This is a genomic window from Acidovorax sp. 1608163 (genome assembly GCF_003669015.1).
Classification (GTDB): Bacteria; Pseudomonadota; Gammaproteobacteria; order Burkholderiales; family Burkholderiaceae_C; genus Acidovorax.
Genome location: NZ_CP033069.1, coordinates 3,415,508 through 3,435,745, shown reverse-complemented (window position 1 = coordinate 3,435,745; position 20,238 = coordinate 3,415,508). Strand labels below are relative to the sequence as shown.

Genomic DNA, 20,238 nt, shown 5'->3' with positions numbered 1-20,238 from the left:
GAGGGGAAGGGCTATCGATGGAGGGTTCCTTGCCAAACCAGACCCAGGACCAGGAAGAGGCCCGGCGGCTGGCCGCTTTGCGCGACCTGCTGGTGCTGGACACTTCGCCCGAGCCTCTGTTTGATTCCATCGCCCACATGGCCGCCGAGATGTGCGGGGCCCCCATTGCGCTGATCAGTCTGCTGGACGAGCACCGGCAATGGTTCAAGTCCAACGTGGGGTTGCCTGGGGTGACAGAGACCGCGCGCGATGTGGCGTTTTGCGCGCACGCCATCCTCACGCCCGACGTCATGGAGGTGGGTGATGCCACCCTGGACACCCGCTTTGTATGCAACCCCTTGGTCACGGCGGAGCCCCATATCCGTTTTTACGCCGGAGCGCCGCTGCATGCGCCCGGCGGTGAACGGGTGGGCACGTTGTGTGTGATTGACCGCCAAGCGCGGCAGTTGAGCGCGCAGCAGCGTGCGGCACTGCAATCGCTCTCACACCTGGCTGCACAGGCCCTGGCCATGCGCCGCGACTTGCTGACGCGGGCCTTCAGCGTGCGTGACGATTACGAAAAAGCGCTGGCCGAAAGCGAAGCCCGTTACCGCACCATGGTGGAGGGGCAGGGCGAGATGGTCGCGCTGTCGTGGGCCGATGGCGAGATTTTTTATGCCAATCCGGCCTACGCGAGGCTCGCGGGCATGGAAGGGCAGAGCATGGTGGGGTGCAACCTGTACGACTATGTGAAGCCCCAAGACCGCGATGTTTTGCGCCAGCGCCTGGCCGATGTGTTTCGCACCGGCCAGCGCTGTGAAGGTGAAGACCGCATGGTCCACACCCCCAAAGAGGGCGGGGAACGCTGGGTCTCCTGGATCAACAGCCTGTTGCGTGACCCCCAGGGGCGGCCCTATCTGCACTCGGTGGGGCGGGACATTTCTGCCCAGAAAGAGGCTGCACGTGCTTTGCGTGCCAGCGAGCAGCTGCTCGAACGCATTGGCAACGTGGCGGGCGTGGGCGGGTGGGAGCGCGATTTGGTCACTGGCCATTCGGCCTGGACGGTGCAGATGCAGCGCATCCACGAAACCGAGCCGGGCGTGGTGCCCGCCATGCGGGATGCCCTGGATTTTTACGAGCCCCATGCCCGCCCATTGATCCACAAGGCGGTGGAGCGCGCCGTCCAGACCGGCGAGCCGTGGGACCTGGAGCTGCCCGCCGTCACCGCCAAGGGCAAGCGCCTGTGGCTGCGCTCGTTTGGCGAGGCAGAGCGGCGCGACGGCGTCACCGTGCGCCTGGTGGGGGCGGTACAAGACATCACCCAGCGTGTGCAGGCCGAGCGTGCACGGCGCATGCTGTCCGACATCATCGAGAGCACGTCGGACTTTGTGGTGCAGGCCTCGGTGCAGGGTGAAATCACCTACCTCAACCCCGCTGCAAGGGCCCTGCTGGGGTTGGCGCCCGAGGTGCCTGCGTCCAGCGTGCAGCTCTCCCAACTGCTGCCGCCCGACATGCTGCAGCTGCATGCCGAGGTGGTGGTGCCCGAGGTGCAGCGCAACAGCCTGTGGACGGGCGAGATCACGGTGTGCGGCGCAGGCGGGCGCCTGCTGCCGGTGAGCCACATGGTGATCGGGCACCGTGACCTGCAGGGCAAGCTGGAGCACTTGTCCGGGGTGATGCGCGACATCTCGCACGCCGAGCAGGCCCGCCAGGAGCTGCTGCGCCAGACCAACACCTTGCGCTCGGTGACCGAGGTGGTGCCTGCCCAAGTGGCCGTGGTGGGCTCCGATTTGCGATACCGCTTCATCAACAGCGCCTTTGAGCGCTGGCATGGCAAGCGGCGCGACGAGGTGGTGGGCCATTTGCTGCAAGAGGTGCTGGGCGAGGCCGAGCACCAGCGCAGCCTGCCCATGGTGCAGCGCGTGTTGGCGGGAGAGACGGTCACCTTTGAAAAAGACTATGCGCACCGCGCGCCTGCGAGCCACCTGTCCATCCACTACATGCCCCTGCGCACCGAGTCGGGCGAGGTCGATGGTTTTGTGGCCATGGCCCAGGACATTACCGAGCACCGCCAAGAAGCCGGGCGGCTGCTGGCCTTGTCGCAGCGCGACCCCCTCACGGGCCTGCTCAACCGCGCCGGGCTGGACGCCTACATGCAGCGCAGCCTGGCCCAGGGCGGCGGTGCCCACATGGCGCTGTTGTACATTGATCTGGACTGTTTCAAGCCCGTGAACGACACCTACGGCCACCCCGTGGGGGATGAGCTGCTCAAGCTGTTTGCCCAGCGCCTGCGCTCGCTGGTGCGCCCGCGCGACGCGGTGGCCCGCCTGGGCGGCGATGAGTTTGCCGTGGTGCTGGAGCAGGTGCGCGAGCTGGACCACGCCCGCACCGTGGCCGCCAAGATTGTGGAGGCGGCCCAGGCGCCTTTCGAGCTTCAGGCTGCCACCGTCTTTGTGGGCGCCAGCGTGGGGCTGGCGTTTGGCGTGGACCCCGCCAAAGGCGCCACAGACCTGATCGCCCGTGCCGACGCCAAGCTCTACCTGGCCAAGCGCAACGGGCGCGGGCGCTTCGAGGGGCCGCCCGGGGAGGCGTGAGCGCCCTTGGGGCATCATGCCGCCATGACTTTCTGGATAGACACCCACGCTCATCTGGACGCCCCCGAACTGGCGCACGACGTAGACGCGGTGCGCCAGCACGCCGCGCAGGCCGGGGTGGCGCACTGCGTGCTGCCCGCCGTGGAGCGCAGCAACTGGGACACCGTGCGCCTGCTGGCCCACCGGCATGGTGACAGCTACGCCCTGGGCATTCACCCCCTGTACACCGGCCGCGCGCAGGACGAAGACCTGCAGCACCTGGCCGACGCCCTGCAGCAGCACCGCAGCGACCCGCGCTTGGTGGCGGTGGGCGAGATCGGGCTCGACTTCTTTGTGCCGGGGCTGGACAACGCGCGCCAGCAGCGCTTTTACCGCGCGCAACTGGTGCTGGCGCGGCAACTGGATCTGCCGGTGATTCTGCATGTGCGCCGCTCGGCCGACTTGCTGCTCAAGGCCCTGCGCGAGGTGAAGGTGCGCGGGGGCATCGCGCACGCCTTCAATGGCAGCTTGCAGCAGGCACAGGCTTTCATCGATCTGGGCTTCAAGCTGGGGTTTGGCGGCGCCGTGACGTACGACCGGGCCCTGCAGCTGCGCCGCCTGGCGGCCGAGTTGCCACTGGACAGCCTGGTGATGGAGACCGATGCCCCCGACATACCGCCCCACTGGCTGTACACCACCGCTGCGCAGCGCGCACAGGGCCAGGCCCAGGGGCGCAACACCCCCGCCGAGCTGCCCCGCATTGCGCAGGTGGTGGCCCAGCTGCGCGGCATGGCGCTGCCAGAGCTGGCGCAGGCGACCACCGCCAACGCCTGTGCCGCCTTGCCGGGGCTGTCTTTAATTTTCAATAAAAAATGGCCCTAGCGCTTTACCTATAAGCGCTGGCAGCTACGGTTTTGGTAGCATTTCAAGAGCGGACACCGGCGGGATACATTCCAGATACGTGAGCGCATCACAATGCTGGGCATGAAAAAGATGGAGGGCGGTGTGCCCGTGAAAGCCCCCAAATCCCCAGGTTTCGCCGACCTCCCCCCATCCGTCGCAGCCGCCCCCTCGTTGGCGGCCCCTGGCGCGCCCACCCGGCTGGTGGGGTTGCCGCCGGTGGTGTCGGGCCGCACGGTGGTGTTGATACTGGGCAGCTTCCCAGGGGCGGCGTCGCTCAAGGCGCAGCAGTATTACGGCCACCCGCAAAACCACTTTTGGCGCATTTTGCAAAGCCTGTGGCCCCAGCACCCGCTGCCGCCTGCGGGGCCGCAGCACTATGCCCAGCGCTGTGCCTGGCTGCTGGAGCGTCGCCTGGGTGTGTGGGATGTGTACGCGAGCTGCGAGCGCGAGGGCAGCCTGGACACCAGCATCCGCCGCGCTGTGGTCAATGATTTTGCGCAGTTGCTGCGCGAATGCCCCGCGCTGCGCGCCATCGCCCACAATGGCGGGGAAAGCTTCAAGCACAGTGCGGCGGTGCGCCAGCAGTGGGCGGGTGTGCATGCCGATGCCCAGGTGCAGTCGGCCCTTCTGCCCTCTACCAGCCCGGCCAACGCCTCTTGGAGCTTTGAACGTAAACAGACCGCGTGGGCCCAGTTGATGGCCGCGCACGGATTGCTTTGAACCCATGACCCGCAAAAAAAATACCCTCCCCGAGCTGCCAGAAGTCAGCGTCTCTGACGATGGCGAAGTGCGCCACCTGCACCTGGGCACGCCCTGGATCCAGGGCTCCATGCGCGTGGACGACCCCTTTGTGCTCGAGCTGGAATACGTGCAGCGCATGATGGCTTGGCTGCTGTTTGTGGAGCCCACCTCCGTCACCAAGCGCCACGCCATGCAGCTGGGGCTGGGGGCCGGGGCCATCACCAAGTTCTGCCACAAAAAGCTGCGCCTGTGCGCCACTGCCATCGAGCTGAACCCGCAGGTGCTGGCCGTGTGCCGCCAGTGGTTCAAGCTGCCGCCCGATGGCGCCAAGCTGCGCGTGGTGCTGGCCGATGCGGCCGAGGAAATCAAGAACCCCATGTGGCTGGGCACGGTGGACGCACTGGCGGTGGACCTGTACGACCATGAGGCCGCAGCCCCGGTGCTCGACAGCCCCGATTTTTACGCCGACTGCCGCGCGCTGCTGTCGGACGATGGCTGCATGACGGTGAACCTGTTCGGCCGCTCGTCGAGCTATGAGCGCAGCCTTAAAAGCATGGCCAGCGCGTTTGGCGAAGACGCGCTGTGGGCCTTCAAGCCCACCCGCGAGGGCAACACCGTGGTGCTGGCACAGCGCACCCCCTCGCGCCCCAAGCGTGCCGAGCTGATGGCGCGGGCCGAGGTGGTGCAAGAGCGTTGGGGCTTGCCTGCCACCAAGTGGGTGCGCGTGTTCAAACCCGTTGCGGCATAGCGGGCCGGATGGGGCTGGTGCTCCCTGGGCCTTTTTGATTTTTCCGGTTTTCTTTCGGTCTCTTCTGGTCTCTTTTGGTCTTTTCTAGGTTTTTGCCATGTCCCCTCACACTGCGACCGCTGCACGTACTTCTGCCACCTCTTTTTCAGGCCCGCTGGTCTGGCGCAAGGTGGTGGACTGGCTGAGCGCGGACGGTGTGATATCTGCCGAAGAAGCGCAGCGCACCATTGCCCGCTGCTCTCAGGCCGAGAGCGCACAAAACCCGCTGGTGCGCCTGGCCAACGTGGCCATGTCTCGGGCCAGCGATGGCCGGCCACTCGATATCGAGGCCCTGACCGAATACCTGGCCAAGCGCGCGGGCCTGCCCTACCTGCGCATTGACCCGCTGAAGGTGGATGTGGGCCGCGTGGCCGACACCATGAGCGCCTCATACGCCGAGCGCCACAAGGTGCTGCCCGTGCAGGTGACGCCCAAGGAGGTGGTGGTGGCCACGGCCGAGCCCTTCATCACCGATTGGGTGGGCGAGGTCGAGCGCCAGTCGCGCCGCACGGTGCGCCGCGTGGTGGCCAACCCGCAAGACATCCACCGCTTCACGGCCGAGTTTTTTGCGCTCGCCAAGTCCGTGCGCTCTGCCCAAAAGGCGGGTGGCGCCAATGCGGGCAGCAGCTTTGAGCAGCTGGTGGAGCTGGGCAAGACCAACAAGCAGCTCGATGCCAATGACCAGGGCGTGGTCAAGGTGGTGGACTGGCTGTGGCAGTACGCCTTTGACCAGCGCGCCAGCGACATCCACCTGGAGCCCCGGCGCGAGCAGGGCGTGATCCGGTTTCGCATCGACGGTGTGCTGCACCCTGTCTACCAGATGCCCATGGGTGTGCACAACGCCATGGTCTCGCGCATCAAGCTGCTGGGCCGCATCGACGTGGTGGAAAAGCGCCGCCCGCAGGACGGCCGCATCAAGACCCGCAACCCGCGCGGCGAAGAGGTGGAAATGCGCTTGTCCACGCTGCCCACGGCGTTTGGCGAGAAGATGGTGATGCGGATTTTTGACCCCGACAACGCCGTGAAAGACCTGGATGCGCTGGGCTTTTCGCTGCACGATGCGCAGCGCTGGGAAGGCTTGGTCAAGCGCCCGCACGGCATCATTTTGGTGACGGGGCCCACGGGCTCGGGCAAGACGACCACGCTGTACTCCACGCTCAAGCGCGTGGCCACCGAAGAGGTCAATGTGAGCACGGTGGAAGACCCGATCGAAATGATCGAGCCCAGCTTCAACCAGACGCAGGTGCAGCCCCAGCTCGACTTCAATTTTGCCGAAGGCCTGCGCGCCCTCATGCGGCAGGACCCCGACATCATCATGGTGGGCGAAATCCGCGATCTGGAAACCGCGGAGATGGCGATCCAGGCGGCGCTGACGGGGCACTTGGTGTTCTCGACCCTGCACACCAACGACGCTCCGAGCGCCATCACGCGGATGATGGAGCTGGGTGTTCCGTCCTACCTCATCAACGCCACGCTGCTGGGTGTGCTGGCCCAGCGGCTGGTGCGCACCTTTTGCAAGCACTGCAAGCAGCCTGACGAGGCGGCCCAGCGCGAGACGCTGGCCGATGTGGTCAAGCCCTGGAAGCTCAATGGTGCCTACCAGCCCTACAAGGCCGTGGGCTGCGTGGACTGCCGCATGACGGGCTTTCAGGGGCGCATGGGGCTGTATGAGTTGCTCACGGTGACCGAGACGCTCAAGGACAAGATCAACCAGGCCCCTTCCATCGACGCGCTGCGCCGCCAGGCAGTGCAAGACGGCATGCGCCCGCTGCGCCTGGCTGGGGCACTGCGCGTGGCCGAGGGCGTGACTTCGCTGGACGAGGTGATCGCGGCCACGCCGCCGCTTGAATAGAGCATTGCAAGGGTCGGGGTTTTCCCGGGGTGTGTCTCCTCTCCCATAGGGGCGTTACCGAATGTAGGTGGAATCCACATCGAGTCGCTGGACCCGGGCCACCACAATCGGCCGATCCGAATTTCCTGAAGGGGACACACTCGTGAATATCAAGAGTCAGAAAGACTTTTTTTCCGGCCTCATGTTTATGGGCGTCGGGACAGCGTTTGCGTGGGGAGCGACCACGTACAACATCGGCAATGGAGCCCGCATGGGCCCCGGCTATTTCCCACTGATCCTGGGTATCTTGCTGGCCATCATCGGCTTGGTGATCACCTTCAAGGCGACCACCGTGGAGACCGCCGATGGCGACAAGATCGGCAAGTGGGCCTGGAAGCCGCTGTTCTTCATCCTGGCAGCCAACTTTGCGTTTGGCATCTTGCTCGGCGGCCTGCCCAGCATCGGTGTCCCCGCCATGGGCCTGATCGTTGGCATCTACGCCTTGACCTTCATTGCCAGCCTGGCGGGCAATGAGTTCAATGCCAAGGCCGTGTTTGTGCTGGCCACCGTGTTGGCGGCTGGCAGCTATGTGGCTTTCGTGTGGGCGCTGAAGTTGCAGTTCCCGGTGTGGCCTAGTTTCATTTCGGGTTAAGGCAGGAGCACCTCCATGGACTTGATTAACAACCTGGCGCTCGGCTTCGGCGTCGCCTTTACGTTCCAAAACCTCGTTTACTGCTTTATCGGCTGCCTGTTGGGCACGCTGATTGGTGTGTTGCCAGGCATTGGCCCTGTGGCCACCATCGCCATGCTGCTGCCCGCCACTTACGCGCTGCCCCCTGTGGCTGCGCTGATCATGCTGGCCGGTATTTACTACGGCGCGCAATACGGTGGTTCGACCACCGCCATCTTGGTGAACTTGCCTGGCGAGTCTTCGTCGGTGGTGACGGTGATCGATGGCTATCAGATGGCGCGCAAGGGCCGAGCGGGTCCTGCGTTGGCGGCTGCGGGCCTGGGCTCGTTCTTCGCTGGCTGCGTGGGCACGCTGATCCTGGCGGCCTTCGCTCCTCCGCTGACCGAAGTGGCCTTCAAGTTCGGCCCTGCCGAATACTTCTCGCTGATGGTGCTGGGCCTGATTGGCGCCGTGGTGCTGGCCTCGGGCTCGCTGCTCAAGGCTGTGGCCATGATCGTATTGGGTCTGCTGCTGGGTTTGGTGGGTACCGACGTGAACTCGGGTGTGGCCCGTTTCAGCTTCGACATCCCTGAACTGACCGACGGCATTGGCTTCGTGACCATCGCCATGGGCGTGTTTGGTTACGGCGAAATCATTGCCAACCTGTCGCGCCCTGATGAAGACCGCGAAGTGTTCACAGCCAAGGTGGAAGGCCTGTTCCCCACCAAGGAAGACTTCAAGAACATGGTGCCAGCCGTGCTGCGCGGTACGTTGCTGGGCTCTGCTCTGGGTATCTTGCCCGGCGGCGGTGCGTTGCTGGCCGCGTTTGCTGCCTACACGCTCGAAAAGAAGACCAAGCTGCGTCCTGGCGAAGTGCCTTTCGGCCAAGGCAACATCCGTGGTGTGGCCTCGCCTGAGTCTGCCAACAACGCGGGTTCGCAAACCTCGTTCATTCCACTGCTGACCCTGGGTATCCCCCCAACGCAGTGATGGCGCTGATGGTGGGTGCGATGACCATCCACAACATCCAGCCTGGTCCCCAGGTGATGACCAGCAACCCAGAACTGTTCTGGGGCCTGATCGCTTCGATGTGGATCGGCAACGCCATGCTCGTGATCCTGAACCTGCCGCTGATCGGCATCTGGATCAAGCTGCTCACCGTGCCTTACCGCTGGTTGTTCCCCTCCATCGTGCTGTTCTGCGCGGTGGGTGTGTACTCCACCAACAACAACACGTTTGACGTGTGGATGGTGGGCGCGTTTGGCTTGATTGGCTACATCTTCCACAAGCTGGGTACCGAGCCTGCACCGTTGCTGCTGGGCTTCATCCTGGGCCCGATGATGGAAGAAAACCTGCGCCGTGCGCTGCTGCTGTCGCGTGGTGACTGGAGCGTGTTTGTCACGCGTCCGCTGTCGGCCGGTTTGTTGGCAGCTGCTCTGCTGCTGCTGATCATCGTGCTGCTGCCTGCCGTGAAGAACAAGCGCGAAGAAGCCTTCGTCGAGGAATAAGCCAGTGGGGCGGGGCAAAGGCCCGCGCCCCTTTGGACTTGCGCCCTACCAAAACAACGGCACCTTCGGGTGCCGTTGTTTTTTGTCGTTGGGTCTCAGGTCGTGCAAGGGGCTCGGTACACAATGGTGGCCAGCCTTCAGGGATTTCCATGCCACCCACGATCCGCCCCACGCAGCACCCGCACCGGGTCTTGCTGCACAACGAAATCCACGCCCGCCCGCCAGAGGCCATGTCTTCGCCCCTGGCCATCGCCCATGTCGTGATGCTGGCCGATGCCGCAGAACGCGAGGCCAGCCGGGCGCATGTGGCCGCGCTGCTCAGAGACCACCATCTGGCTTTGCCCGATGCAGACACCACCCACTTGCGCATGGACCTGGGGGCCTTTCGCATTCGCTGGGAACTGCACACCGAGTTTGTCTCCTGGACCTTCATGGTGCCCACGGCCATGGACGCGTTTGGAGAGCGCGAGCCCGTGAGTGCGACGACGGCGGTGCCGCGTGAGTGGCTGGCCGCTTTGCCGGGGCAGTGCCTTTGTAGCCTGAACTTGTGGGCGTTGCCCACGCACCAGTTTGGGTCCGGCACGCTCGTCAAGCATGTGCTGCACGAAGACACGCTGGTGGCATCGACCGTGGCCGATGGGCACGGTGAGGTGTACACCGACTTCGCCATCCATGCCGATGGTTTTTCGCGCATGGTGCTGCTGGCCGGTGGCATGACGCCCCGCCGCCTGGGCCGCCTGGTGCAGCGCCTGCTGGAAATTGAAACCTACCGCATGGCCGCGCTGCTGGGCCTGCCTGCTGCGCGCGAGGCTTCTTCTGTACTGGCCTTTGCCGAGCGCGAGCTGGCCGAGCTGGCCAACGCCATCCGCACGGCCAACCGCGACGATGAGCCCGCGCTGCTGGACCGCCTGACCCGGCTGGCCGGGCAGGTGGAGAGCCAGTACGCGGCCACGCATTCCCGCTTCTCGGCCAGCAGCGCTTACTTTGAACTGGTGGACAAGCGCATCCAGGACATTGCCGAGTCGCGCCTGGCAGGCATGCAGACCATCGGTGAGTTCATGGACCGGCGCCTGACCCCTGCGCGCAGCACCTGTGAGTGGGCCGCGCGCCGCCAGGATGCGCTGTCGCAGCGGGTCTCGCGCATGAGCAATCTGCTGCGCACCCGGGTCGAGATCGAGCAGCAGCAAAGCAGCCAGGCCTTGCTGGCCACCATGAACCAGCGGCAGGATTTGCAGCTCAAGCTGCAGTCCACGGTGGAGGGCCTGTCGGTGGCTGCCATCACCTACTACATCGTGGGCTTGGTGTCTTACCTGGCCAAAGGGGGCAAAGCGCTGGGGTGGCCGCTGTCACCAGAATCCACCGCGGCCATCGCCATCCCTGTGGTGGCCCTGGGGGTCTGGTGGTCGCTGCGGCGCTTGCACCACCGGCTGTTCCGCAAGCACTGAGGTTTTTACAGGGCTGCTTGCCCTTTGGGCTCCTGTGAGGCTGCCCGAGGTGTGCGCTTTGCAGGCATCTTGTGCGGCGTGGCCCGCCACCCTCAGTTCCGATGCCCGTCAGGCTCGGGGCCGTGCCACACTGGCACGTGCCGGTGCTGTTTGCGATGCACTCGGCGTGTGCCGATGTGTCGGCCGTTGCTTACCCCGTCGCTTGCCCCTTTGCTAGGAAGAATGCCCGTGTCCAATCCCGCCCCCGCATCGCCAGCCAAACCTCCTGCCTCTGGCTTGGCGGTAGGTCTTGCGCTGGCGTTGCTGGGCTCCATCGCCTTCAGCGCCAAGGCCATCATCGTCAAGTTGGCCTACCGGCATGGGGTGGATGCGGTCACGCTCATCATGTACCGCATGCTGTTTGCGCTGCCCATCTTTGCCGCGATGGCCTGGTGGGCCAGCCGGGGCAAGCCGCCGTTGTCGCGCAAGGATGTGTGGGGGGTGCTGGGGCTGGGGGTGACGGGGTATTACCTGGCCAGCTTTCTGGATTTTGCCGGGCTGGTCTACATCACGGCCAGCCTGGAGCGGCTGATTCTCTATCTCAACCCCACCTTGGTGGTGCTGCTGGGCTGGGCGCTGTACGGCAAGCGCATCCATTGGGGGCAGGCGGTGGGCATGCTCATCAGCTACTGCGGGGTGGTGCTGGTCTTTGGGCTAGAGGCCCAATCGCAGGGCGGGCAGGCGGCGTGGGGGGCGTTGCTGGTGTTTCTCAGCGCTGTGAGCTATGCCGTTTACCTTGTGTACAGCGGAGAGATGGTCCAGCGCATCGGCGCATTGCGCCTGGTCGGGCTCGCCACCACCGTGGCGTGCATCTGCTGTCTGGTTCAGTTTGTGGTGCTGCGGCCGCTCAGTGCCGCCATCGTGGCCCCGCAGGTGCTGTGGTTGTCGGTGCTCAACGCCACGCTGTGCACGGCGGCACCGGTGCTCATGGTGATGATGGCCATTGAGCGCATTGGGGCCGGTATGGCGGCGCAGGCTGGCATGGTGGGGCCCTTGTCCACCATCTTCATGGGCATCTGGATCTTGGGGGAGCCCTTCACGCTGTGGCTGGCCGTGGGCACCTGCCTGGTGGTGGCGGGGATCTTTGTGTTCACCCGCCTGGCGCGCAAGGCGGTGGGAGGCTAGCCAGGAGCCCGCAGCGCGGGCCCCTGCTTTTTTGGGGGGCTGCCTTACTTGTTGTTGCCCCAGCTGTTGGCACCACCGTTGTTGTTGTTGTTGTTGTTGTTGTTGTTGCCCATGCCCCAGTTGTTATTGTTGCCCGACGAATAGGTCGACAGGCCCGGGGCCGCAGGGGCTTGTGGGTTGTTGCTGGGAGGGCGCTGGTAGGCCGATGCCTTGTTGCCATTGCCCGTGTTGGCGTTGCGTGCCCCTTGCTGTCCCTTGGTGGGGGCGGGGGTCTCTTCGCCCATGTCGTCATCTTCCCCATCTTGCGACTGGTGGGCTCCGGCGGGGGCCTGTGCGCCTTTGCCATTCCCCCAGCCCCGCGTGCCGGCGGTGCTGGTGGGGGTGGTGGTGCTGGTGCCGCCCCGGCCCAGCACGCCGCCCAGGGTGCGCATGTTGCCGGTGCTGGCGTTGTTGTTGCCCGATGGGGCTGCTGAGTTGGCGGCCCCCATGTCGAAGTTGTGCACCCAGCCGCTGGCGCCCTCAGGGGTTTGCACCTTGACCCACGGGCCATTGCGCTCGGAAGTCCGCGTGACCTGCGTGTTGGCGGGGATGGAGCCCAGACTGGGGGCGTTGTCTGCGGGGGATTCGCGCAGTTCCGTCGAGCGTTTGACCACGGCAGTCTGCGCGTGCGCCGTGCCAAAGGGGATCGCAACAGTCAAAGCCAAGCCGCTGGCAAGGGCTAGGTGGTTCAGCCAGTTCATGGTGGATGCCTCAATTTATGATGCTTTGGAATCAAGCATCAACATTCAAACCGGAGATTGTTATGGATTTGGGAATTGCGGGCAAATGGGCGCTGGTGTGTGGTGCCAGCAAAGGCTTGGGGTTGGGGTGCGCGCAGGCCTTGGTGCGCGAGGGTGTGAACGTGGTGATCAACGCTCGCAACGCCGATGTGCTGGCTCAGTCTGCTGCAAAATTGATAGCTGACAGCGCCATTCAGATCAGCGCTGGAGGGCTGAAACACCCGCAACCTGTGGTGATCGCCGTCGCGGCCGACATCACCACGGCGCAGGGCCGTGATGCGGTGTTTGCCGCAGCAGGCGGGCCGGGGCGCGACTTTGACATTGTGGTCACCAATGCGGGTGGGCCACCCCCAGGGGACTTTCGTGACTGGGGCCGAGATGCTTGGATCAAAGCGGTGGACGCCAATATGCTCACGCCCATTGAGCTGATCAAGGCCACTGTGGATGGCATGGCGGCGCGCGGTTTTGGTCGGGTGATCAACATCACCTCCAGCGCGGTGAAGGCGCCGATTGACGTGTTGGGTTTGTCCAACGGTGCGCGCAGCGGCCTCACGGGCTTTGTGGCGGGTGTGGCCCGCAGCAAGCTGGCTGCGCAGGGTGTCACCATCAACAACCTGCTGCCCGGCAAGTTCGATACCGACCGGCTCGCAGCCACCATCGGCGCGGCTGCGGCCAAGACGGGCAAGGCACTGGATGAAATCCGCGCGTCGCAGCAGGCGCAGATTCCCGCCGGGCGGTATGGCACGCCTGAGGAGTTCGGGGCTATTTGCGCATTTTTGTGCAGCGTGCATGCTGCCTACATGACGGGCCAGAATGTGTTGGCCGACGGCGGCGCTTACCCAGGGGCTTGAGCCCGGTCAAGTCGTGCAACGCAGGTGAGCGGTGCTCGAGGTGGGCGCCTGCTCTTGATTAGTGTCAATTAAATGTGTCCAAACGTGGTTATTTGGGGGATGGTGCGGGCGTAGCGTAGGCACAATGGGCGCCGCTACGCCTGTGGCCCGCAGGGTGGTGCTTTTTGGCTTTTCCGATTGGGAGAAGCAAGACTCCTCACAAACCAGGGTTGTCCGGCTGCCATGTTTCGCCTATCACGTCCGCTGCGATTGCTTCGCCACTGCGCTGCTCTGGCGTGCTGCTGCGCGGGCGGTTTGGTGGCTACGGCGGCATGGCCCCAGGCCAAGCCGCAGGCGGCGCCTTACCACCTGCGTGTCGTGGGGGCTTGGCAGACCTGAGCCAATACACGCGCCGCGAAGAGCCGTTTTGGAAGCATGACCTCGCCCGCCTGAGCGGTGGGCGCTACAGCGCTGAGATCGTCCCTTTTGACCGTGCTGGCGTGCCGGGCACCGAAATGCTGCGCTTGTTGCAGCTGGGGGTGGTGCCGTTTGGCACGGCGCTGATGAGCTCCTTCACGGCGCAGTACCCCGAGTACACCGCCCCCGATCTGGCGGGGTTGAACCCTGACATTGCCACCCTGCGCAGCACGCTGGCGGCATTCCGCCCCTACCTGGAAAAGACACTGCGCGAGCAGCATGGGGTGGAGCCTCTGGCCATTTACGTATACCCAGCCCAGGTGGTGTTTTGCGGCAAGCCATTGCGTGGGCTGTCGGACTTGTCGGGGCGGCGGGTGCGTGTGTCCTCGTCCACCCAGGCTGATTTTGTGAGCGCCCTGGGCGCAGAGCCCGTACTGACGGGGTTTGCGCAGATCGTGCCCAGCTTCACGGCGGGCAACACCGACTGCGCCATCACCGGCACCATGTCGGGCAACACCTTGGGTTTGCACACCCTCATGACCCATGTGCACGCCCTGCCTGTGACTTGGGGGCTGGCGGTGTTTGGGGCCAATCGCACGGCCTGGGCGGCGTTGCCTGCAGACCTGCGCGAGTTGTTGCGGCGCGAGTTGCCCAAGCTGGAGTCCTCCATCTGGGCGGAGTCCGAGCGGGAAACAGCCGATGGCATGGCCTGCAACCGGGGGGCGGCAGAGTGCGTTGGTGGGCGCAAGGGGCGTCTGGTGGTGGTGCCTGTGTCGGCGCAGGATGAGCGCCGCCGCAGTGAGATCCTGGCATCGACCGTGCTCCCACGTTGGCTGCAGCGCTGTGGCGCCCGCTGTGCCCAGGTCTGGAACTCCACCATCGGGCCGGTGCGCGGCATCATGGCCCCTAAAGCCCCATGAACGTGGCGGTACCCCGGCGCATCAAACTTTTCGTGTGGGGCGGTGTCGCGTCGTTCGTGCTGGCCGTGGTGGCCGTGGCCGTTACCCTCATCCTGAACGCCCGGCAGGTGGCGCTGGCCGATAGTGCCAGCGGTGCCAGTCGATTTGTGTCCAGCGCGGAGTCGGCGCTCAACCGCTCCTTGCTGGCGGTGGACGTATTGTTGGCCAGCATGGACGAGATGCTGGAGCTGTCAGGCGCGCGCCCCGAGTGGCTGGACCCTGAGGTAGCCAGCCAACGCCTGCGCAGCTCTGCCCGCCAGAACCTGATGGTGCGCTATGTGGCGCTGTTGGACACGCAGGGGCGCGTGTTCGCTTCGTCTGACGCGGCCGGGGCCTCGCTATCGGTGTCACTGCCTGCGGGCTTTGCGGCATCGGTGTTTGAACAACCGGTCTCGATGCTGATGGTCAGCGCACCGGCCGTGAGCTTTGTCAGCGCCGAGCGTGTGCTGTACCTGGCCCGGCAGATGCGGCTGGTCGATGGCACCCAGATGTTGGCCGTGGCCGAAGTGCCGGTCAGCGCGCTGGCGGGTGTACTCACCCAGGGCATGGACATCGCAGGGCTGCAAGTGACGCTGGAACGCGCCGCGGGCCAGGCGCTGCTCACCATGCCTCGGCAAGAAGACGCGCTGGCCCGCTCCCTGGCGCCGCCGCTGGCCGATCTGGATGTGCTGGGCCCGGCATGGCAAGCGCGTGCGCGTTTGAGTGGGGCGCTGGCCCTGGTGGTGTACCGGCCTTTGATGTACCAGGACTTGCGCATCGCCGCGAGCGTGCCGCGTGACGATGCGCTGGTGGCCTGGCGTTCTACCCGCGACGGCATCCTGCTCACGACCTTGGGTTTTGTGGTGATGATGGTGTTGGTGGGCGCGGTGTCCATGCGCTACCTCGACCGCATGACGCAGGCCCGCCTGGCCATTGCCCACTCCAAGGCCACGCTGGACGAAGCCCTGGAGTCCATGGTCAGCGGCTTTGTCTTGCTCGACAGCCAGATGCGCCTGGTGCAGTGGAACCGGCGTTTTGAAGAAATTTACCCCTGGCTCAAGGGCCAATTGGCAGCGCAGGTGCCCTTTCGGGAACTGCTGATGGAAAAGGCCCGCCACCACCTGGACAACGCCAGTGCCGAGGAGCAATTGCGCTGGGTGGAGCACCGCGTGGCAGTGCAGCGCAACCCTCAGGGCCCACATGAGCAGGGCCTGCCCGATGGGCGCGTGATCCAGGTCACCGAGCGTGCCACGCCCGATGCAGGCCTGGTGATCACCTACCACGACGTGACCGAGCTGCGCCGCGCGAGCGCCGAGATCGAAAACCTGGCTTTCTACGACCCGCTCACCGGCTTGCCCAACCGCCGTTTGCTGATGGACCGCATCCAGCAGACGGTGGCCGCCAGCGCCCGCAGCGGCCTGCATGGCGCCTTGCTGTTTCTGGACCTGGACCATTTCAAAACCCTCAACGACACCCTGGGTCATGAGGTGGGGGATGTGCTGCTGCGCCAAGTGGCTCAGCGCCTGAAGGCCTGTGTGCGCACCGAAGACACCGTGGCCCGGCTGGGGGGCGACGAGTTCGTGATCATGCTCAAGAACCTCGCCACTAGCAGCGAAGAGGCCGCCTCACTGGCCCGCCGGGTGGGCGAGAAGATCTTGCGCCGCTTGAATATGCCCTATGCATTGGGTGCACACACCTACCACAGCACTCCCAGCATTGGCGCCACGCTCATCGGGCTGGACATGCAGCCCCCCACCGATCTGCTCAAGCAGGCCGACATCGCCATGTACCAGGTCAAGTCGCAGGGGCGCAACTCGCTGTGCTTTTTCGACCCGCAGATGCAGATCGCCATCAACCAGCGGGTGCAACTGGAAAACGACCTGCAACTGGCCATCACGGGCAGCCAGTTTGAGCTGCACTACCAACCCCAACAGCGCCTGGATGGGCGCATCGTGGGGGTGGAGGGGCTCATCCGCTGGCGCCATCCTGAGCGCGGTCTGGTGGCGCCAGGGCAGTTCATCGCCGTTGCCGAGGAGAGCGAGTTGATCGTGCCCATTGGCCACTGGGTGCTGCGCACGGCGTGTGAGCAACTTGCCGCCTGGAAGGGCGATGCCCGCTACCAGCATGTGCAGGTGTCGGTCAACGTCAGCGCGCGGCAGTTTCGCCAGCGCGACTTTGTGGCCCGGGTGGTCGAGGTGCTGCGCGAGACCGGGGCCCAAGCCCATCTGCTCAAACTGGAGCTGACGGAATCACTGGTGTTGGACGATGTGGACGACACCATTGCCAAGATGGTGCAACTCAAGACCAAGGGCGTGCGGTTTTCGGTGGACGACTTTGGCACCGGCTACTCGTCTCTGGCCTACCTCACGCGCCTGCCGCTGGACCAGCTCAAGATCGACCAGTCCTTTGTGCGCAACCTGGGCGCCAAGCAGACCGACGATGTGATCGTGCAGACCATCATCGGCATGGCGCGCAACCTGGAGCTGGACGTGATTGCCGAAGGGGTGGAAACCGCCGAGCAGCGCGACACATTGGCCCGCTACGGCTGCCACTACTTCCAGGGCTATTTGCTGGGCCACCCCATGCCTGTGCAAGAGCTGGAAGCCCTGCTGGCCCGCGATCCGGCTGCCGCCGGTCTGGAGGCCTAAGGCCCTCCGAGGGGCTGCGCCTCAGCGCCTAGACGACACCACAATCCCTCCCACGATCAGCGCGAACGCCACGCCGTGGAACAGGTGCGGCGTCTCCCCCAGGAACGCGGCCGACAGCAGCGCGGCAAACAGCGGCGTCAGGTTGATGAAGAAACCCGCCACGGCAGGCCCCGCCCGCTGAACGCCCACGCCCCAGCAGCGGTAGGCCAGCACGGCAGGCCCCACGGCAATGAAGGCCAGCGCCGCCGCCAGGGGCCAGCTCCAGTCAATGTGCGTGCGGCCCAGGCCCCATTCCACGCCCGCAAATGCGCCCGACCAGCCCAGGCCGAACACCATCTGCGCCATCAAAAACGCCGCCCAGTCACCCCGCAGGCTGGCGGGCTCGCTGGTGCGCACCAGCAGCCAGCTGTAAAACGACCAAGACCCCGTGGCCAGCAGCATGAAGAGGTCGCCCGGCACCAGGCGCAGCGCCAGCAACTGGCCCCACTCGCCCCGGCTCAAGACGATGAGCACCCCGGCGATGGACAGCACGGCACCGGCCAGCTGCTGGCGCGTGACCTTGGCACCAAAGAACAGCGTGCCCACGGCCAGCATCCATACCGGCATGCTGGAGCCCACCAGCGTCACATTGATGGGCGTGGAGGTTTGCAGCGCCATGTACTGCAGCGCGTTGTACAGCCCAATGCCCAGCAGTCCCAGCACGGCATAACGCCGCCAGTGCGGCCACAGCGGGCTGTCTTTGCGCAACACCGCATGCGCCAGGGGCAGCAGGATGGCAAAGGCCAGCAGCCAGCGAATGAAGTTCAAGGCGATGGGGGCAATCATGGTGTGCACCAGTCGGCCTACCACGGCGTTGCCGGCCCACAGCAGGGGGGCGGTTACCAGCAGCGCCGCCGTGCCGGGCGTGAGTCTTTGGGTCATGCCCAGAAATGTAACGGCCTTGGTGTGCGCGCTGCAGGGAAGGGGTACTGCGCGCAGCCCTTCGTCGCGCTCGTGTGCCACAGAAAGCTCGGCAGGCAAGGCTGGTGGATTCATGGCAGGATGGCGGCCGTTTGTCCTGCACGCGCCGTTGGCGCGTTCCACCCCTTACAGGAGCCTGTTGCCATGAGCCTTGCCGTCCAGATCCGCCAGCATGGTGGTCCCGAAGAACTCCAGATTGTTGATGTGCCGGTGGGTGAGCCCGGGCCCGGCGAGATCCGCATCCGCCACCGTGCCGTGGGCCTGAACTTCATTGACGTGTACCACCGCACGGGCCTGTACCCGCTGGGCATGCCCGCCACCATTGGCATGGAGGGCGCCGGGGTGGTCGAGGCCGTGGGCGAGGGTGTCACGCACCTGCAACCCGGCGACCGCGCCGCCTACGCCAGCGCGCCCCCCGGCAGCTACTGCGAGGCGCGTGTCATGCCCGCCAAGACAGTGTGCAAGCTGCCCGATGCCATCGACTTTGAGACCGGCGCTGCCATGATGCTCAAGGGCCTGACGGCGCAGTACCTGCTCAAGAAAACACTGCCGGTGGAAGGCCTGCAGCCTGGTGACTTTGTGCTGTTCCATGCCGCAGCGGGCGGGGTGGGGCTCATCGCCTGCCAGTGGGCTAAGGCCCTGGGCCTGCAGCTGATCGGCACGGCCGGGTCAGACGCCAAATGCCAGCTGGCACTGGCCAACGGCGCGGCCCACGCCATCAACTACAGCACAGAAGACTTTGCCGCCCGCGTGAAGGACATCACCGGGGGCAAGGGCGTCAAGGTGGTGTACGACTCGGTGGGCAAAGACACCTGGGACAAGTCCCTCGACTGCCTGCGCCCCTTCGGCCTCATGGCCAGCTTTGGCAATGCATCGGGCCCGGCGCCGGCCTTTGCCCCAGGCATGCTGGGCGCCAAGGGCTCGTTGTACGTCACGCGCCAAACGCTGTTCACCCACATCGCCACGCGCGAAGCCACCCAGGCCATGGCCGACGACCTGTTTGCGGTGGTCGCCAGCGGCCAAGTCAAGATCCACATCGACCAGCGTTACCCCCTGGCTGAGGTGCAGCAGGCCCACCGCGACCTGGAGGCGCGCAAGACCACCGGCTGCACCATCCTCACGCTGTGACGGTGCGTGTGCCTGTGTTGAATGCGTTGAAGCCCAGCCCCGTGCCACCCCATGCGGCCCTGGCCCAGTGGCTGGTGACCGCCCGCCAGGCGGCCCACCAGCCCGCAGCCCAGGCCCGCATGCCGCTGGTGGCAGCAGGGCAGGTGGTGGGTTCGGTGGCCCAGGGTTTTTTGAATGAGATTGGCCTGCAGCGCTTGCTGGATAAGCGCTACCAGCTATCAATTCAGGAGTTGGGTGCAGGGCCCGCATGGCACTTGCAGGTGGCGCCCGAAGAGATCACCCCAGCGCTCAATGCGGTGGCTGCCGTCCTGCATGCCGCAGGCCGCTGCGGCCCGTGGCGCAACGAGCAACTGGCCGTGACCAACCCGCAAGGCGAGGTGGTGGGCACGGTAGAGCGGGGCGCCGTGCGCGTGCTGGGCATCACCACGCGCGCCGTGCACCTGGTGGGCCTGGCGCCCGACGGCCGCATGTGGGTACAAAAGCGCTCGCTCACCAAGCCCAACAACCCCGGCATGTGGGACACGCTGATGGGCGGCATGGTGTCTGCCGCCGATTCATTGCCCCAGGCCTTGGCCCGCGAAACCTGGGAAGAAGCGGGGCTGGACGTGGCCCAGCTAGAGGCCGTCACCCACGGCGGCCATGTCGACTTCAGCCGCCCCAGCCGCGAGGGCGGTGGCGTGGGCTTCATGGTCGAGCGCATCGACTGGTTCCAGGCCCAGGTGCCGCACGCACTGGAGCCCAACAACCAGGACGGAGAGGTGGAGCGGTTTGAGCTGCTCGCCCCGGCACAGGTGCATGAGCGCATGGTGCAGGGGGCTTTTACCTCAGAAGCCGCACTGGTGTTGGCTGGCTTTTACCGGTGGTGACGGGCGCGCGATCCTGCGCAGGGTTGGAGCGAAGCGCGTCCTGACTTTGCTCAAGTTTTTTGGCAGCGCGC

The 20,238-nt window shown here is 65.4% G+C and carries 15 protein-coding genes and 1 pseudogene; 14 read left to right on the top strand and 2 right to left on the bottom strand.

Annotation, left to right across the window (positions count from 1 at the left end; genetic code table 11):
• Nucleotides 1–29: 29 nt before the first annotated feature.
• The 9 genes and pseudogenes from EAG14_RS15215 (at nucleotide 30) to EAG14_RS15175 (ending at nucleotide 11,601) form a co-directional block, all read left to right on the top strand.
• Nucleotides 30–2,573 carry a PAS domain S-box protein gene (locus EAG14_RS15215; protein WP_162996016.1) on the top strand — a complete coding sequence of 848 codons (2,544 nt, stop codon included), beginning with the start codon at nucleotides 30–32 and terminating at the stop codon, nucleotides 2,571–2,573.
• Between the two features lie 24 nt (nucleotides 2,574–2,597).
• Nucleotides 2,598–3,434: a TatD family hydrolase gene (locus EAG14_RS15210; protein WP_121729392.1), complete on the top strand. Its 837-nt coding sequence runs from the start codon at nucleotides 2,598–2,600 to the stop codon at nucleotides 3,432–3,434.
• Between the two features lie 102 nt (nucleotides 3,435–3,536).
• Nucleotides 3,537–4,175 carry a DNA-deoxyinosine glycosylase gene (locus tag EAG14_RS15205; protein ID WP_371414424.1) on the top strand — a complete coding sequence of 213 codons (639 nt, stop codon included), beginning with the start codon at nucleotides 3,537–3,539 and terminating at the stop codon, nucleotides 4,173–4,175.
• A 4-nt stretch (nucleotides 4,176–4,179) separates the two neighbouring features.
• Nucleotides 4,180–4,944 carry a spermidine synthase gene (locus EAG14_RS15200; protein ID WP_099658413.1) on the top strand — a complete coding sequence of 255 codons (765 nt, stop codon included), beginning with the start codon at nucleotides 4,180–4,182 and terminating at the stop codon, nucleotides 4,942–4,944.
• 97 nt (nucleotides 4,945–5,041) lie between these two features.
• On the top strand, nucleotides 5,042–6,835 hold the full coding sequence (locus tag EAG14_RS15195; protein ID WP_121729391.1) for a GspE/PulE family protein: 1,794 nt from the start codon (nucleotides 5,042–5,044) through the stop codon (nucleotides 6,833–6,835).
• A gap of 142 nt (nucleotides 6,836–6,977) precedes the next feature.
• Complete coding sequence (locus tag EAG14_RS15190) at nucleotides 6,978–7,466, top strand: tripartite tricarboxylate transporter TctB family protein (RefSeq protein ID WP_099658415.1); 489 nt, start codon at nucleotides 6,978–6,980, stop codon at nucleotides 7,464–7,466.
• A gap of 15 nt (nucleotides 7,467–7,481) precedes the next feature.
• Nucleotides 7,482–8,992 (top strand): annotated as a pseudogene (locus EAG14_RS15185) (tripartite tricarboxylate transporter permease).
• 149 nt (nucleotides 8,993–9,141) lie between these two features.
• Nucleotides 9,142–10,437: a DUF3422 family protein gene (locus EAG14_RS15180; RefSeq protein WP_099740451.1), complete on the top strand. Its 1,296-nt coding sequence runs from the start codon at nucleotides 9,142–9,144 to the stop codon at nucleotides 10,435–10,437.
• Between the two features lie 228 nt (nucleotides 10,438–10,665).
• Nucleotides 10,666–11,601, top strand: a complete 936-nt coding sequence (locus tag EAG14_RS15175) for a DMT family transporter (RefSeq protein WP_371414364.1) — start codon at nucleotides 10,666–10,668, stop codon at nucleotides 11,599–11,601.
• A 44-nt stretch (nucleotides 11,602–11,645) separates the two neighbouring features.
• On the opposite strand, the gene EAG14_RS15170 is transcribed toward EAG14_RS15175, so the two are convergent.
• Nucleotides 11,646–12,341 carry an SH3 domain-containing protein gene (locus EAG14_RS15170; RefSeq protein ID WP_121729389.1) on the bottom strand — a complete coding sequence of 232 codons (696 nt, stop codon included), beginning with the start codon at nucleotides 12,339–12,341 and terminating at the stop codon, nucleotides 11,646–11,648.
• A 62-nt stretch (nucleotides 12,342–12,403) separates the two neighbouring features.
• On the opposite strand from EAG14_RS15170, the gene EAG14_RS15165 reads away from it, so the two are divergent.
• The 3 genes from EAG14_RS15165 to EAG14_RS15155 all read left to right on the top strand — a co-directional run bounded on the left by EAG14_RS15165 (nucleotide 12,404) and on the right by EAG14_RS15155 (nucleotide 17,213).
• Entirely contained in the window at nucleotides 12,404–13,231 is an 828-nt protein-coding gene (locus EAG14_RS15165) for an SDR family oxidoreductase (protein WP_121729388.1), read from the top strand.
• Between the two features lie 209 nt (nucleotides 13,232–13,440).
• On the top strand, nucleotides 13,441–14,547 hold the full coding sequence (locus EAG14_RS15160) for a TRAP transporter substrate-binding protein (RefSeq protein WP_371414363.1): 1,107 nt from the start codon (nucleotides 13,441–13,443) through the stop codon (nucleotides 14,545–14,547).
• Entirely contained in the window at nucleotides 14,544–17,213 is a 2,670-nt protein-coding gene (locus EAG14_RS15155; RefSeq protein WP_121729387.1) for an EAL domain-containing protein, read from the top strand. The genes EAG14_RS15160 and EAG14_RS15155 overlap by 4 nt, the downstream gene beginning before the upstream one ends.
• A 21-nt stretch (nucleotides 17,214–17,234) precedes the next feature.
• On the opposite strand, the gene EAG14_RS15150 is transcribed toward EAG14_RS15155, so the two are convergent.
• Nucleotides 17,235–18,134 (bottom strand): DMT family transporter, encoded by a 900-nt coding sequence (locus EAG14_RS15150; RefSeq protein ID WP_099658423.1) that lies wholly within the window; start codon nucleotides 18,132–18,134, stop codon nucleotides 17,235–17,237.
• Nucleotides 18,135–18,317: 183 nt separating this feature from the next.
• Here EAG14_RS15150 and EAG14_RS15145 point away from each other — a divergent pair, with 183 nt between their 5' ends.
• Entirely contained in the window at nucleotides 18,318–19,301 is a 984-nt protein-coding gene (locus EAG14_RS15145) for a quinone oxidoreductase (RefSeq protein ID WP_121729386.1), read from the top strand.
• Nucleotides 19,302–19,318: 17 nt separating this feature from the next.
• The gene (locus EAG14_RS15140; RefSeq protein ID WP_371414423.1) at nucleotides 19,319–20,167 is read left to right on the top strand and encodes an NUDIX domain-containing protein; all 849 of its coding nucleotides are present in this window, start codon (nucleotides 19,319–19,321) and stop codon (nucleotides 20,165–20,167) included.
• The last annotated feature ends 71 nt before the right edge of the window (nucleotides 20,168–20,238 follow it).